Source organism: Flavobacterium xinjiangense (assembly GCF_900142885.1).
Classification (GTDB): Bacteria; Bacteroidota; Bacteroidia; order Flavobacteriales; family Flavobacteriaceae; genus Flavobacterium; species Flavobacterium xinjiangense.
Genome location: NZ_FRCL01000003.1, coordinates 17,091 through 32,294, shown reverse-complemented (window position 1 = coordinate 32,294; position 15,204 = coordinate 17,091). Strand labels below are relative to the sequence as shown.

At 32.6% G+C, this 15,204-nt stretch carries 15 protein-coding genes; 10 read left to right on the top strand and 5 right to left on the bottom strand.

Annotation, left to right across the window (positions count from 1 at the left end):
• Positions 1–3: 3 nt before the first annotated feature.
• Both BUC23_RS04110 and BUC23_RS04105 read left to right on the top strand, forming a co-directional pair.
• Entirely contained in the window at positions 4–2,031 is a 2,028-nt protein-coding gene (locus BUC23_RS04110) for a beta-N-acetylhexosaminidase (RefSeq protein ID WP_073206771.1), read from the top strand.
• 188 nt (positions 2,032–2,219) lie between these two features.
• Complete coding sequence (locus BUC23_RS04105) at positions 2,220–3,839, top strand: ABC-F family ATP-binding cassette domain-containing protein (protein ID WP_073205878.1); 1,620 nt, start codon at positions 2,220–2,222, stop codon at positions 3,837–3,839.
• 105 nt (positions 3,840–3,944) lie between these two features.
• On the opposite strand, the gene BUC23_RS17455 is transcribed toward BUC23_RS04105, so the two are convergent.
• Positions 3,945–4,118, bottom strand: a complete 174-nt coding sequence (locus tag BUC23_RS17455; RefSeq protein WP_167365556.1) for a hypothetical protein — start codon at positions 4,116–4,118, stop codon at positions 3,945–3,947.
• 211 nt (positions 4,119–4,329) lie between these two features.
• Here BUC23_RS17455 and BUC23_RS04100 point away from each other — a divergent pair, with 211 nt between their 5' ends.
• The 8 genes from BUC23_RS04100 (at position 4,330) to BUC23_RS04065 (ending at position 10,725) form a co-directional block, all read left to right on the top strand.
• On the top strand, positions 4,330–5,517 hold the full coding sequence (locus BUC23_RS04100) for a DUF418 domain-containing protein (protein ID WP_073205875.1): 1,188 nt from the start codon (positions 4,330–4,332) through the stop codon (positions 5,515–5,517).
• Between the two features lie 82 nt (positions 5,518–5,599).
• Positions 5,600–6,139, top strand: coding sequence for a bifunctional pyr operon transcriptional regulator/uracil phosphoribosyltransferase PyrR (pyrR, locus tag BUC23_RS04095; RefSeq protein WP_073205873.1), 540 nt, complete (start codon positions 5,600–5,602; stop codon positions 6,137–6,139).
• A 50-nt stretch (positions 6,140–6,189) separates the two neighbouring features.
• On the top strand, positions 6,190–7,116 hold the full coding sequence (locus BUC23_RS04090; RefSeq protein ID WP_073205870.1) for an aspartate carbamoyltransferase catalytic subunit: 927 nt from the start codon (positions 6,190–6,192) through the stop codon (positions 7,114–7,116).
• Between the two features lie 73 nt (positions 7,117–7,189).
• The gene (locus BUC23_RS04085) at positions 7,190–7,522 is read left to right on the top strand and encodes a ribonuclease Z (protein ID WP_073205867.1); all 333 of its coding nucleotides are present in this window, start codon (positions 7,190–7,192) and stop codon (positions 7,520–7,522) included.
• Positions 7,523–7,555: 33 nt separating this feature from the next.
• Entirely contained in the window at positions 7,556–8,461 is a 906-nt protein-coding gene (locus BUC23_RS04080; protein WP_073205863.1) for a ribonuclease Z, read from the top strand.
• A 57-nt stretch (positions 8,462–8,518) separates the two neighbouring features.
• Complete coding sequence (gene pdxH / locus BUC23_RS04075; protein ID WP_073205861.1) at positions 8,519–9,163, top strand: pyridoxamine 5'-phosphate oxidase; 645 nt, start codon at positions 8,519–8,521, stop codon at positions 9,161–9,163.
• 166 nt (positions 9,164–9,329) lie between these two features.
• Positions 9,330–9,833, top strand: coding sequence for a CAP domain-containing protein (locus BUC23_RS04070; RefSeq protein WP_073205859.1), 504 nt, complete (start codon positions 9,330–9,332; stop codon positions 9,831–9,833).
• A 391-nt stretch (positions 9,834–10,224) separates the two neighbouring features.
• On the top strand, positions 10,225–10,725 hold the full coding sequence (locus tag BUC23_RS04065; protein ID WP_073205857.1) for a CAP domain-containing protein: 501 nt from the start codon (positions 10,225–10,227) through the stop codon (positions 10,723–10,725).
• Positions 10,726–10,787: 62 nt separating this feature from the next.
• Here BUC23_RS04065 and BUC23_RS04060 read toward each other — a convergent pair whose 3' ends face one another.
• From BUC23_RS04060 to BUC23_RS04045, 4 genes are all read right to left on the bottom strand, one after another.
• The gene (locus BUC23_RS04060) at positions 10,788–12,731 is read right to left on the bottom strand and encodes an OmpA family protein (protein WP_073205855.1); all 1,944 of its coding nucleotides are present in this window, start codon (positions 12,729–12,731) and stop codon (positions 10,788–10,790) included.
• Positions 12,732–12,768: 37 nt separating this feature from the next.
• Positions 12,769–13,173 (bottom strand): tetratricopeptide repeat protein, encoded by a 405-nt coding sequence (locus BUC23_RS04055; protein WP_073205853.1) that lies wholly within the window; start codon positions 13,171–13,173, stop codon positions 12,769–12,771.
• A gap of 11 nt (positions 13,174–13,184) precedes the next feature.
• Positions 13,185–14,093, bottom strand: a complete 909-nt coding sequence (locus tag BUC23_RS04050) for a PorP/SprF family type IX secretion system membrane protein (RefSeq protein WP_073205851.1) — start codon at positions 14,091–14,093, stop codon at positions 13,185–13,187.
• Positions 14,094–14,256: 163 nt separating this feature from the next.
• A partial coding sequence (locus BUC23_RS04045; RefSeq protein ID WP_167365555.1) for a T9SS type B sorting domain-containing protein occupies positions 14,257–15,204 on the bottom strand: 948 nt, incomplete at its 5' end.

Sequence of the window (15,204 nt, the reverse complement as noted above, 5' to 3'; positions counted from 1 at the left end):
AACATGAAATACATCTTAATCCTACTGTTTATTCCTTTTTTATCTATTTCACAAATTAAAAAAGAAGAATTAGATCTGATGCCTTGGCCACAAAATATAAATTTGACCTCAGGAACTTTTGCTTTATCTAAAAGTTTTAAATTAAATATTACAGGTAATCCCAACCTTCGAATTTTTGTAGGAGCGACCAATTTTTTACGACGATTAGATGGTAGAACTGGATTATTTCTGGAACAGGCTTTTATAACAAAGAACAATGAAGTTCCTGCTGCAGAATTACAAATTAATTGTGTTCGAAATGGAAAAGTAGGATTGAATGAAGACGAAAGTTATGCATTAACGATTTCTTCGAATAGAATAATGATTAATGCGGCAACAGATCTTGGTGCATTGCATGGGTTAGAAACATTGTTGCAATTATTGCAAAACACAAGTACTTCGTATTATTTTCCAGTGGTTGAAATTACGGATTCTCCAAGATTTACTTGGAGAGGATTGATGATAGATGCAGTAAGACATTTTCAGCCTGTAGATGTTATTAAAAGGAATCTCGATGCAATGGCTTCTATGAAAATGAATGTATTTCATTGGCATTTAGCAGATGATCAAGGTTGGAGAATTGAAATTAAAAAACATCCCAAATTGACTGAACTAGCTTCGGATGGATATTATTATACTCAGGAGGAAATTAGAACGGTCGTAAAATATGCTTCTGAAAGAGGAATTTTAGTAGTCCCGGAAATAGATGTTCCTGGCCATGGTTCTGCAATATTGACTGCGTATCCAGAAATAGGAAGTAAAGTAAGTAATGAGGTTACTTATACTGTTGGAAGAAGATCAGGAATTTATACACCAACATTAGATCCGACAAACCCAAAAACATATCAATTGTTAGGTGATATTTTCGATGAAGTTTGTCCATTGTTTCCAGGAAACTATTTTCATATTGGAGGTGATGAAAATCAAGGGAAAGAATGGGATGCAAATCCTAAAATACAAGAATTTAAAAAGAAAAACGGATTAGCCAACAATCATGAATTGCAGACCTATTTCACAATGAAATTGATTCCAATGTTAAAAAAACATAATAAAGAATTAATGGGTTGGGAAGAAATAATGACAAAAAACATGTCCAAAGAGGCTATAATTCATTCCTGGAAAGGGGTAAATGAAAGCGTTGTTCCAGGAGGCTCTCTTATCGCTGCTGCAAAAAACGGGTATAAAACAGTTCTGTCCAATGGTTACTACATTGATCTAATGTTAGGGATTCAAAGTCATTATTTGAACGATCCGATACCAAAAAACATTGTTCTTACTGCCGAGGAAAAAGCAAGAATATTAGGTGGCGAAGCTACGATGTGGAGTGAATTGGTAACGCCTTTGAATATTGACTCCAGAATTTGGCCAAGAACAGCAGCTATTGCCGAAAGATTGTGGTCTAATGAAAATATTACTGATTTGAATAGTTTGCATAAAAGATTGAAAACAATCTCTTTTAGATTGGAAGAATTAGGGATTATGCATCTGAGAAATAAAGACGTAATCTTAAGAAATATTACCAACAATCAGGAAATAAAAGCATTGAGAGATTTTTCTAATGTTTGTGAACCCCTAAAAAATTACAAGCGAAATGGTGGAGGAAAAAAATATTTTATGTTTTCTCCTTTGACTTTATTTGCTGATGCCTGCACTGCTGATGCTTTTGATGCATATGATTTTGATATAGCGGTAAACAACTATTTAGAAAATAAAAATATAGAAAATCAAACTTTGGTAACCAATTTTTTTAGAAAATGGATTGCAATGGATGCGGATCTAATTAATTTAAGTGCGAATGCTCCGTTGATTCAACCAATTTTGCCTTTATCCAAAAATTTAAAGGAGATATCGGAACAACTTTTACTAGTTGTAGAAAATAAAAAAACAGTTAACCTTGATGTAATAAATGGTTTATTAGAACAATTTAATACAAGAAGCCCAGCGGATGTTGAAGTGGCAGTTTTAGCTAGTTTGAAAAAATTAAGTCAGTGATGAAATCAAATAAATAAGTATTAAAACTAAGTTTGTTTGGCTGTTAATTTTAAAGAAAATAATAGTGCAAATCGAATGAATTTTCATCGCATTTTTTCTGGACTACTATTTTAATGTTAAGCTATCTACAATTTATAAAAATCAGTATTTTTTTCGTACTTTTGCAAAAATTTTTATAAAAAATATTTATGTTAACAGTTAATAATTTATCAGTTCAGTTTGGCAAACGAATTTTGTTTGATGAAGTAAATACTACCTTCACACACGGTAATATATACGGAGTTATCGGAGCCAACGGTGCTGGAAAATCTACTTTTCTTAAAATAATTGCAGGTGAAATGGATCCTACATCAGGACATATTCATTTGGAACCCGGAAAACGTATGTCGGTTTTGAACCAAAACCACAATATGTTTGACGAAAGCACCGTTCTTGAGACCGTAATGATGGGAAATAAAACATTGTATGCGATCAAAAAAGAAATGGATGCTTTGTATTTAGACTACAATGATAAAAATGCAGATAGAATAGGGGAGTTGCAAGTTCAATTTGAAGAAATGAACGGTTGGAATGCTGACTCTGATGCCGCATCGATGTTGTCAAATCTTGGAATTTCAGAAGAACATCATTATACTTTAATGGGGGATCTTGAGGGTAAAATTAAAGTTCGTGTCCTTTTGGCACAAGCACTTTTTGGAAATCCAGATTTACTTATAATGGATGAGCCTACCAATGATTTGGATTTTGAAACCATTGCTTGGTTGGAGAATTTCTTGGCAAACTATGAAAATACAGTAATTGTAGTTTCTCACGACAGACACTTTTTAGACTCCGTTTGTACCCATATTTCGGATATTGATTTTAGTAAAATAAACCATTATTCAGGTAATTATACTTTTTGGTATGAATCAAGCCAGTTAGCAGCAAAACAACGTGCGCAACAAAACAAAAAAGCTGAAGAAAAGAAACAGGAATTAGAAGAATTTATACGCCGTTTTAGTGCGAATGTGGCCAAATCAAAACAAGCTACTTCTCGTAAAAAAATGATTAGTAAGTTGAATATTTCGGATATAAAACCATCAAGCCGTCGTTATCCAGCGATTATTTTTGATCAGGAGCGTGAAGCAGGAGATCAAATTTTGAATGTACAAAATCTAAGTGCTTCAATAGATGGAGATATTTTGTTTAAAGGAGTTGATTTGAATATGGCTAAGGGGGATAAAATTGTCCTTTTCTCAAAAGATTCACGTGCAACAACTGCATTTTACGAAATTTTAAATGGAAATCAAAAAGCGGATTCAGGTACTTTTGATTGGGGAGTTACTACAAATCAAGCGTATTTGCCAGTAGAAAATCATTCTTTTTTTGAGAGCGATTATTCCCTTGTGGATTGGTTACGCCAATGGGTAAAAACGGAGGAAGAGCGTGATGAGGTTAATATTCGTAGTTTCCTTGGTAAAATGATTTTCTCAGGAGAAGAAGCATTGAAAACCTGCAGAGTATTGTCCGGAGGAGAAAAAGTACGTTGTATGTTGTCTCGAATGATGATGGAGCGTGCAAATGTTTTGATGCTTAATGAACCAACGAATCACTTGGACTTAGAGTCTATTACAGCTTTCAATAATTCATTGAAAAACTTCAAAGGATCTGTAATTTTCACCACTCATGATCATGAATTTTCTCAAACGGTTGCAAATCGTGTTATTGAATTAACTCCAAACGGAGCAATTGACCGTTATATGACTTTTGATGATTATCTTGATGATGAAAAAGTTCAGGAATTAAGAACTAAAATGTATACTATTTAAACAGCCGTTTATCTTGATAAAAAAAAACGCCAACTTTTCAGTTGGCGTTTTTTTTAAATAGTGGCGTATGCCTTTGTAAAAGGTCTAAATGCTGATAATATTTAATTATTTCTTACCGAAGACTTTGCTTATAATAAGTACAACAATGGCAATTATAGCAACCACGATAAAAATACCAACACCAACACCGGCTTTAAATATACCTTCTATTACTGAACAGCTTGTAAATGAAATTAACACTATGAACAGCATCAATAATCTTGTTATTTTTTTTTGCATGGGTTTTTATTTTTTTAGTTTTTATTTACATAAAGGTACAAAATCAATGGACTGATTAGTTATATAATTTCTACAGAGTTTTGTATAATTTTTTGAATAGTTTATCCAAAAAATCACAAAATGGATGTTTATAAATATTTTTTTTAACTACTATTTATCCAAAAAAATATATTTTTGAGGTTTACTATTTTATTTAACGCATGCCATCATTATGACCAACATTACATTAAACTTAAAATCTCCAAGAATAGAAGTGGTTGATGCGTTGCGCGGTTTTGCCATTATGTCAATTATGTTACTACATAATGTGGAACATTTTGAATATTATCATTTGCCGGAAAATTTTCCAACGTGGCTCGTAGCATTAGATAAAATTGTTTGGGATTCGCTATTTTTCCTTTTTGGTGGTAAATCCTACGCTATTTTCGCACTACTTTTTGGGTTTAGTTTCTATATTCAAAATGACAATCAAGCTAAAAAAGGAAATGATTTTAGAGGTCGTTTCTTTTGGAGAATGATGCTGTTGTTAGTTTTTGGACTTTTTAATACGGCTTTTTACCAGGGTGATATTCTTACTTTATATGCTTTTCTGGGACTTTTATTGATACCAGTTGTAAATTGGAGTAATAAAGCGGTGTTTATTACTGCTGTTATTTTGATGTTGCAACCTTTGGAATGGGCAAGATGTATTTATTATATTTTAAATCCAGATTATGTGGCTCCTCCTAATTTATCTAATGCCTATTATGAAAGTATAGGTTATTATATGAAACATGGTTCTTTTATAGATTATGTAATTGGAGACTTGACATTAGGGAAAACCGCCTCTTTATTATGGTCATGGGAAAATGGGAGGTTTTTCCAAGCTCCGGCTTTGTTTATGTTTGGAATGTTAGTAGGTAGAAAACAACTTTTCACAACAACTCTTGCAACTAACCAATTTTGGAGCAAAGTATTAGGCTATGCAATTGCTTTCTTCATACCATTATATTTTTTAAAGACTTATATGGTAGACTTAGTAACTAGAGTAACATTGTCAAATAAACTGACAATAATCTTTGCATCATGGTCAAATGTCGCATTCATGTTAGTCATTGTTTCTTCATTTGTTTTACTGTATCAAAAGGAATCGATAAACAAGGCCTTGTCTAAATTAGTTCCTTTCGGGAAAATGAGTTTGACAAATTATATTATGCAATCCATGATTGGGGCTTTTATTTATTATAGATATGGTCTTGGTCTTTTTGAGTATACTGGGGCTACTTACTGTTTATTGATAGGAATTGTATTGTTTTTTATCCAATTATCTTTCTGTACTTGGTGGCTTAAAACGCATAAGCAAGGACCTTTAGAATATATTTGGCACAAAGCAACATGGATTTCATTTGGTAAAAAATAAGTGCAACCATTTTCTCGCTTTATAATTATAAAATCATAAGGGGGAATTCGTATATTTGCAAAACCAAACAACACACTTTAACATGAGTCAAAAAGTATTACTTACTGCAAAAGAAGTTACTATCATATTACATCGTTTGGCCTGTCAGTTAATTGAAAAACACTTGGATTTTTCAGATACTATTTTGGTAGGGATTCAACCAAGAGGCGTTTTCTTAGCAGAACGTTTGAAAGAAATATTAGAAAATGAATACCAAACTCCTGAAATTCAATTGGGTTATTTGGATATTACTTTCTTTAGAGATGATTTTCGCAGAACCGATAAACCATTGGAAGCAAATAAAACCAAGATTAATTTTATTGTCGAAAATAAAAAAGTCATTTTTATAGATGATGTTTTATTTACAGGACGAAGCATTAGATCAGCCTTGACTGCTATTCAGTCTTTTGGAAGACCTTCTGAAATAGAATTATTGGTTCTAATTGATAGACGTTTCAGTAGAAATTTACCCATACAACCAGATTATAGAGGAAGGCAGGTAGATGCTATAAATAACGAAAAAGTTAAGGTGAGCTGGAAAGAAAATGATGGTGAAGATGCCGTTTATTTGATAACAAATTAGATTTTAATTTTAAAATCTAACTATTAAAAAACTAATAATCGTAAAAAGAAATGAAAGAATTAAGCGTAAATCATTTATTAGGTATAAAATACATCAACAAGAATGATATTGACTTAATTTTTGAAACAGCCGATCATTTTAAAGAAGTCATTAATAGGCCAATAAAGAAAGTGCCTTCCTTACGAGATATTACAATTGCCAATATTTTTTTCGAAAACAGTACACGAACAAAACTCTCTTTTGAATTAGCACAAAAACGATTATCAGCAGATGTGATTAGCTTTTCAGCAGCACAATCTTCTGTAAAAAAGGGAGAAACGCTAATTGACACTGTAAATAATATACTTTCGATGAAAGTGGACATGGTCGTTATGAGACATGCTAATCCTGGCGCTGCTTATTTCTTGTCCAAAAACGTAAAAGCCAGTATCGTAAACGCAGGTGACGGAGCACATGAACACCCAACACAAGCTTTATTAGACAGTTATTCGATTAGAGAAAAACTGGGAGAAGTGGCTGGTAAAAAGGTAGTTATTGTGGGTGACGTTTTGCATTCAAGAGTAGCGTTATCGAATATATATGCTTTGCAAATGCAGGGTGCAGAAGTGAAAGTGTGCGGACCTAAAACGCTTATACCACGACATATTGAGTCTCTAGGTGTAACTGTTGAGCCTAACTTAAGAAAAGCGCTTGAATGGTGTGACGTTGCTAATATGTTACGTGTTCAAAATGAACGAATGGATGTGAATTATTTTCCCTCAACAAGAGAATATGCTCAACAGTATGGTGTTGATAAAACATTATTGGATTCTCTCAATAAAGAAATCGTAATCATGCACCCAGGGCCCATTAATCGTGGAGTCGAAATTACAAGTGAAGTGGCTGATTCTCATCAATCTGTGATATTAAACCAGGTAGAAAATGGTGTAGCAATAAGGATGGCAGTTATTTATCTTTTAGCTTCAAAAATTCAGTAATTTCAATTGAAAACTTAGTAACTTAGCTATTCATAAAATTTGCGATTTTGCATTCTCTGAAATTAATAAAAAAATGAAAGTAGATCAAAAAGCCCACACGATAACCATTAGAGACACACAAGGTGATTTTACCTCTTTTTTGATGAAAGTTACACATCAATATAAAACATTTGAAAAGCATAATCTGATTATTGATCTTTTGCTTTATAAAGGCTTTTCTACTGATGATATCAAATCATTTATGCCATTATCCAAACAGCATAAAAAAGCTAAAAAATCATTTGTAATAGTGACCTCAGATTTTGACTATAATGCAGTCCCAAGCAAATTGACTGTTGTACCATCTTTATTAGAAGCACATGATATTATTGAAATGGAAGAAATTGAAAGAGATTTAGGTTTTTAAATCAAATCAATAAATAACCGAATAAACAAGAAATTGAAACTAACAATACTTGGTTGCTATGCAGCTACACCTCGCACTTTTACCAATCCGACATCTCAGATTTTAGAAATTAAAAACAGACTTTTTTTAATTGATTGTGGAGAGGGGACTCAAGTGCAATTGCGGAAAAACAAGATCAGGTTTTCGAAGATTAATCACATTTTCATATCTCATTTGCATGGGGATCATTTTTTTGGCTTGGTAGGATTAGTGTCCACTTTTACATTATTGAATAGAACAACCGATTTGCATATTTATGGTCCAAAAGGAATTAAAGAAATCATCAAGTTACAATTGAGATTATCGAATTCCGGGACTAATTACGGCTTGTTTTTTCATGAATTAGAATCTGCAGAAAGTGAAGTGATTTTTGAAGACGAAAAGGTTTTGGTGAAAACCATACCATTAAAACATCGTATTTATACGAATGGTTTTTTGTTCCAAGAAAAAATAGGGGAGAGGAAACTTAATTTAGATGCTGTACAAAATTATGAAATTGATACTTGTTACTATCAAAAAATAAAAAACGGAAAAGATATTACTCTTGAGGACGGGAGAGTAATTGAAAACGAAAAATTAACTTTTGATCCTGTTCCTGCAAAGAATTATGCTTTTTGTTCTGATACTGCTTACAATGAATCTATACTTCCTATTATTGAAAATATAGATGTTTTGTATCATGAATCGACTTTTTTACAATCGGAAGAGAATTTAGCTAAAAAAACACTTCATTCTACGGCAAAAGAAGCGGCAATGATTGCCTTAAAATCTAATGCAAAACAATTAATTCTAGGACATTATTCTACACGATATGAAAGTATAACTTTTTTTAAAGAAGAGGCCGAAACTATTTTTCCCGAAGTGCTGTTAGCTGATGATGGAAAATGTTTTGAGTTTTAAATTTAAAACCTGAATTTATAAAAATCGAATACTCTAGAATACCAAAAAATATAAAATATGGAAGATTTAAGTCATTACCGAAAATCGTATGAAAAGAGCGAGTTATTAGAATCTAATATTCCTGAAGATCCCATTAATCTTTTTAATAGATGGTTTCATGAGGTAGAAGATTTTGGAGGAAATGAAGAAGTCAATGCTATGACTGTTGCTACAATTGGTTTAGATGGATTTCCACGATCAAGAGTTGTGCTGTTAAAAAAATTCACAGAAGAAGGATTTATATTTTATACCAATTACAATTCAGAAAAGGGGAAGGCAATTGCTCAAAACCCAAAGATATGTCTTTCCTTTTTTTGGCATACTATGGAACGTCAAGTTATTATAAAAGGAATTGCAAGTAAAACTTCAGAAATTACTTCAAACAATTATTTCGAATCCAGACCAGACGGAAGTAAATTAGGAGCTATAGTTTCAAATCAAAGTGAAGTTGTTCCCTCACGTGCTTTTTTGGAAGAAAACTTAAAACAGTTAGAGATTGATTATGAGGGAATTGTAATTCCAAGACCAGAGCATTGGGGAGGATTTTTGGTAACTCCTGTAGAAGTTGAATTTTGGCAGGGACGACCTAATAGATTGCATGACAGGATTCGATATACAAGTCAAGAAGATTTTGACTGGAAAATTGAACGTTTATCTCCTTAGTGTAAGAAAAACATAGAGTAAATTATTTGATTTGTGTAGTTTGTCGATTTTATTTGGCTCTTAAGCGGTAAAATAAGTAGTTTTGAGTATTATTAAAGAATAATATTTTAAATTTTTAAAGAATTTTGACCCCAAAATCTACTTTAAAATTAAACTACTAGGTTTTATGAAATTAAATTTACTTCGTACATTATTACTTTTTTTAGCGGTGAATACTATGTATTCGTGTTCTTCAGATTCTTCTGCAAATCCAGCATCAAGCACTTCTTCTCTAACAGCAACTAATTATTCTTATAATAGTTCAGAAATTCAGACGATGGATTTAATAAACAACTACAGAGTTAGTATTGGTTTAAATACTCTGCAAAAAATTAATTACATTTCTTTAAAGTCAGAACAGCATGATAATTACATGATTACAAACAATGTTGTTAATCATGATGATTTTGTTGCTCGTTCTCAGGACATAATGAATGTTGTAGGTGCGAAAACTGTTGGTGAGAATGTTGCTTATAACTATAATACAGCACAGGCCGCTTTTGATGCGTGGTTGGCTAGTCCAGGTCATAAAGCAAATATTGAAGGGGATTTTAATCACTTTGGTATTGCAATTAGAATAAACCCTGCAAATGGGGCAAAATATTATACGAATATTTTTGTAAAAATATGAGTTATTTTTTTTTTTTAAAATTAGAGGCCGTCTTTTCCCCAAAAGGCGGTCTTTTTTTTTTAATTACAATTCTGTAATTATATATCTAGCTAAAGCTTTATTGGAATAATGTTTAACACCTTATGTTTTAACAATTTGGCAAGAAATATTGTATATAACTTTTGTTTAATTTTCATTTTTGACGTGCCAAGATTACCATTAATAAACTGGTTAATATTTTGTTAATGTAGGAAATATACATAATTATTTATTTTTATGATGTAGTTCATCGATTTTATTTGGTGTTTTAACGATAAAAAATGTAGTTTTAAATATTATTAAAGCAAAATGTTTGTTAATACATTAAAGAAGTTTGCCCCACAATCTACTTTAAACTTAAACTACTATTTTTATGAAAAGAAATCTACTTCGTACATTGTTGATTGTTTCAATGGTATGCACTTTGAATTCCTGTTCTTCAGATAATGCTTCATCGGCGACAGATGTTTCATCATTAAAAGTAGCAGAATACACATACAATGCAACAGAATTACAAACAATGGAATTAATAAATACTTACAGAGTTAGTGTTGGTTTAAATCCGTTAGAAAAGATCAATCACATGTCGTACAAGTCAGAAGAGCATGACAATTACATGATTGCTAATAATGTAGTGAACCATAATGATTTTGTTGCTCGCTCTGAAAATATAATGAAAGTTTTAGGTGCTAAAACTGTTAGTGAGAATATAGCATATAACTATAGTACCCCTCAAGCTGCGGTAAATGCGTGGTTAGCAAGTCCAGGACATAAAGAGAATATCGAAGGTAATTTTACTCATTTTGGAATATCAATTAGAGAGAATCCAACGAATGGTAGAAAATATTACACTAACATTTTTGCAAAAATATAAGTTGAGTTTTTTATTTTGGAATTAGAGGCTGTCTTCCCCAAGTCGCAGCCTCTTTTTAATTTTTACAAAGCAGTAATTATAAACTCGCTTCGTCTGTTCAACTGATGTTCTTCTTCAGTACATTTGATCCCATCAGAACAATTGTTAACTAGTTGATTTTCTCCATATCCTCTTCCGCTTAATCTATTCGAATCAACCCCATTTTTAATCAACCATCCTATAGTAGATTTGACTCTTCTTTGCGATAAAGCCTCATTGTATTTGAATGTTCCACGACTATCTGTATGTGAACGTATATCTAATTTCATAGTTGGATTTTGATTTAAAACATCTAATATTTTCTCTAAATCTAAAGCTGCCTCTTGTCTAATGTTAGATTTATCAAAATCAAAGTAAATCATTTTTATTCCAAAGCACTTACCTAAATCATCACCTATAGTTACTTTACATTTTGCTTTTTCCAACGTTATTGGGAAATATGTTTTTCCGTTTGTGTCAGCAATAGTAATTTTCTCTTCTTTTGTGGTGTATTCTGGTTTTTCAGCTCTTATATTATATGTTTTCCCACATTCCACTTTAAAAGTGTAGTTGCCTTTGTCATCTGAAACAGTCGAGTTAAGAAGATTAAATTGACTATCATACAGACTGATTTTTGCGTCAGGTAGAAGTTCTTTTGTAACAAGATCAGTTATTTCCCCATATAACAGTTGTTCACAAATCAGTCTTTTAGTTTCCAGAAATTTATAAATATCGTCATAACCCTGTCCACCATCTCTATTGGAACTAAAAAAACCTCTTCTTGATTTTGTATCAATCAAATAGGCAAAATCGTCTTTAGGAGAATTTACATCGGCACCTACATTTTGAACGGCACTGAATGTCCCATCTTCATTTATTTTAGACATAAAAACATCTAATCCTCCAAGGCCCGGATGCCCGTCTGAGGCAAAATATATCTCATTTTCATCATTTACAAACGGAAATGTTTCTCTTCCTTCGGTATTGATTGTATTTCCAAGATTAGTAGGAGTGCCAAAACTGCCATCCTCATTAATTGTCACTTTAAATAAATCAGATTGTCCTAATGTTCCGGGCATATCGGAAGCAAAATATAATGTTTTTCCATCGGGACTTAAAGCAGGATGCGCTGTACTATAATTATCACTGTCAAAGGGCAATTCCATTATATTCAACCATTTATCATTCACTAAACTCGCTTTGTAGATTTTTATTAAAGTAATATCATTTCCATCTTTGCCTTTTTTTCCAGCAAGATAGTTGTTACGGGTAAAATACATTGTTTTACCGTCAGCTGTAAAAACAGGAGAGGCTTCATGAAATTTTGAGTTTATGTTTTTATCAAATTTCTTTGGTGATCCCGGAATCATGTTGTCTACTAAATCAGCAGCATAAAGATTTGTAAACGGTTGACCAGTCCACGAATTAGTTCTATGTGCTAAACTCCCTGTATCTCTGGCTGATGCAAAAACAATCTTGTTTGAATAGATAGCAGTTCCATAATCAGAGTATTTAGAGTTAATACCTGCATCTTCTATTTGGTATCTTCCTGAATTAGCTTTGATTGCTTCTAAATAATTCACATTTTGTTTAAACAGCTTTCCTCTACTGTCGTTTCCAGATTTTTGAATAAATATTTGTAACATTTCGTCGGCCTTATCATTTTGACCAATAGAACGCAAAGATTGCGCATAGCGGTAATAATATTCCGATTCCAAATCAGTATCAGTAGCCATTGCGAATAATTCACCATACCATTTTGCCGCTTTATCAAGTTCGCCGTTAAAGTAGTAGGCATTTCCCAATTTTTTAAACATATCTGCCGATTTATATCCTTTTTCCGCTACTCTTTCATAGGTTTTTATAGCATCTATGTAAGCATAGTTATCGTATTTTTTATCGGCTGCAGTTACCCTAGCTTTTTGGGAGTAAATGTTAAATGAAAAAACACTTACTATTGTTATGTAAAGGAGTGTAATATTTTTCATAATAATTAATTTTTAGAAGAATCTTGGAGTACTGATTTTATCTTTTTTTTTGATTTCTTTTAGAAGCGACTGCTTCTAATTTTTGCTTTAACTTTTCCAACACTTCATTGGCTTTACCAATTTCACCTATGAATTTTAAAGATTGGGCATATTGATTATAATATTTTGGATCTAGATCACTAGTCAGTGCAAATAGTTCACCATACCATTTTGCAGCTTTTTCCATTTCAGCATAGGAGTAATAGGAATTTCCTAGCTTTTGAAACAAATCCACTGATTTATATCCTTTTTCCGCCACTCTTTCGTATGTTTTAATCACATCGATATATGCATACTTGTCATTTATTTTATTGGTCACATAAAAATTTTCATTTTGGGAGTAAATTTTAAATGATATAAAACTTAGTGTTGTTGTGATGTAAAGAATTATATTATTTTTCATAATACTTGATTTTAGAAAAATCTCGGTGTAATTATTTTGTTATCATTTTTAAATAATTCATATCGCAAAAATATTTCATGCGAACCGGAATTATAGTGATTCAAATTGGTCGTTTCATGATCGTAGCCATATCCTATGTATAAACCTTCTGAAACTTGAAACCCTACCATTGCACTTAATGCGGCGCTCCATCTATAGGCTGCGCCAACCACGAATTTGTCAATAAACATAAAGTTAGCAGAGACATCGACTTGAAGCGGGGCTCCCGCCACTATTTTAGTAAGTACCGCAGGTTTGAATTTGATGTCATTATTCAAGTCAAATACGTAACCGGCAATTAAGTAGTAATTAATTTTTTCTTTGAAAATTGCTACTTCATTATCATCATATCTTTTAGATTCGATAAAGTTAGGTACCGAAAAACCAACATAAGCCTTGTCAGAATGTAAATAAACCCCAGCACCAATATTAGGGGTGAATTTATTACTATAATCATGTAGGCTAGGATCATCATCAGCTGGATTCAATCTGGATACATCTAAATCGAAGAGATTAGCAGTAGCTTTGATACCAAATGAAAGTTTAAAAGTCTCGGAAGTTGGGACGGTATAGGACAAGTCAGCGGAGAGTGTATTCTCATGAGTGGGTCCTATTTTATCATTAACGAGAGAGACTCCCAGTCCCAAATTATTTGCGTTCAGCGGCGTATTAACAGATACCGTATTGGTAACTGGCGCGCCGTCCAGCCCTACCCATTGGGTGCGATGCAAAGCAAAGATACTCAGCACTCCTCTTGATCCTGCATAAGCGGGATTAATATTAATGGTGTTGTACATGTATTGTGTAAATTGAGCATCTTGTTGAGCAAAACTTAACATGGCTGTAAACATCAAAACGAAAGAAAATAGTTTTGTTTTCATAGTAGATATTTATTATTTTAAATTAACTATCGAACGAATAAATAAAGAGTTCAACAGGTCAAATTGATAACAGTCTTAGTGTTTATCAATTGAAGATAGGAGCATTGGATTCTATTTTAATAATAACCTGAGGACTCATAAGTCCTCAGGATTTTAAATTTAATTATTTCGTAAGGTATAAATACCCGTCTTTTTTATTGGTCTGAAGGTTACCATTACCGTCTATTGAAGTGTAATTCAAAATGTAAAAGTAAACTCCGCTTGGTAATCCAGAAGATTGGCTGATTGTTGATCTGCCTTGTGAAATACCATTGAAAACCCTTGATGTATTATTATAACCAGTAGTATCAAAAACTAATATTCCCCAACGGTTATAAATTTCAACCGTATTAGTTGGGTAGCAGTTAATATCATCAATATTGTCGATTATAAAATTTTCATTTATTCCATCTCCGTTTGGAGAGAAGGCGTTATGAACCAATACCACACCACATGGTAACACTATACCTGCACAAGAATCATCAATGGTCATATTTATTCGAATAGTTCTAGGACAATCGGCATCAGTAATTTTATATTCGAAAACATAAGCAGGATTTTCTGGAGTTGTAATAGGAAGACCAAAAACAGTAAGTACATCTCCTTGTAAGGCTGCAGCATTATTTACTGCTGTCCAAGTTCCGGTAGTAGGAGTTCCAACAGGTAATAGACTAGTTAGATTGACAGTTGTCACCTCTCCATTATTACAAGCTGTGCTTGGTATTGTCACCAGACTATTAGTAACAGCTACATTAATAATTTGTTTAAATGTAGATTCGTTTCCACAATTATCGGTTGCAATCCATGTTCTCACAAACGAATAGGAGCCTGCCACCTCATTAATTTTAGGACCTACAGTATATTCTTTTTCAGTCGCTGTAGAGCAATTATCTACGAAAACGAGTGCCGGTTTATCAGGAATAGCATCACAACTTACATCTATAGTTGCGCTAAATGCGGTCGTCGTTGTAGGACCAGTTGTATCCTGAACATTGATAGTTTGAGACGCAGTAGATGAATTTCCACAAGCATCTGTAGCGGTCCAAGTTCTGGTTACAGAATAAGAACCCGC

What these genes read in the sequence shown, in the direction of transcription:
- BUC23_RS04110 (WP_073206771.1), top strand. Translation starts at nt 4, where the DNA reads ATGAAATACATCTTAATCCTACTGTTTATTCCTTTTTTATCTATTTCA.
- BUC23_RS04105 (WP_073205878.1), top strand. Translation starts at nt 2,220, where the DNA reads ATGTTAACAGTTAATAATTTATCAGTTCAGTTTGGCAAACGAATTTTG.
- BUC23_RS17455 (WP_167365556.1), bottom strand. Translation starts at nt 4,118, where the DNA reads ATGCAAAAAAAAATAACAAGATTATTGATGCTGTTCATAGTGTTAATT.
- BUC23_RS04100 (WP_073205875.1), top strand. Translation starts at nt 4,330, where the DNA reads ATGACCAACATTACATTAAACTTAAAATCTCCAAGAATAGAAGTGGTT.
- pyrR (WP_073205873.1), top strand. Translation starts at nt 5,600, where the DNA reads ATGAGTCAAAAAGTATTACTTACTGCAAAAGAAGTTACTATCATATTA.
- BUC23_RS04090 (WP_073205870.1), top strand. Translation starts at nt 6,190, where the DNA reads ATGAAAGAATTAAGCGTAAATCATTTATTAGGTATAAAATACATCAAC.
- BUC23_RS04085 (WP_073205867.1), top strand. Translation starts at nt 7,190, where the DNA reads ATGAAAGTAGATCAAAAAGCCCACACGATAACCATTAGAGACACACAA.
- pdxH (WP_073205861.1), top strand. Translation starts at nt 8,519, where the DNA reads ATGGAAGATTTAAGTCATTACCGAAAATCGTATGAAAAGAGCGAGTTA.
- BUC23_RS04070 (WP_073205859.1), top strand. Translation starts at nt 9,330, where the DNA reads ATGAAATTAAATTTACTTCGTACATTATTACTTTTTTTAGCGGTGAAT.
- BUC23_RS04065 (WP_073205857.1), top strand. Translation starts at nt 10,225, where the DNA reads ATGAAAAGAAATCTACTTCGTACATTGTTGATTGTTTCAATGGTATGC.
- BUC23_RS04060 (WP_073205855.1), bottom strand. Translation starts at nt 12,731, where the DNA reads ATGAAAAATATTACACTCCTTTACATAACAATAGTAAGTGTTTTTTCA.
- BUC23_RS04055 (WP_073205853.1), bottom strand. Translation starts at nt 13,173, where the DNA reads ATGAAAAATAATATAATTCTTTACATCACAACAACACTAAGTTTTATA.
- BUC23_RS04050 (WP_073205851.1), bottom strand. Translation starts at nt 14,093, where the DNA reads ATGAAAACAAAACTATTTTCTTTCGTTTTGATGTTTACAGCCATGTTA.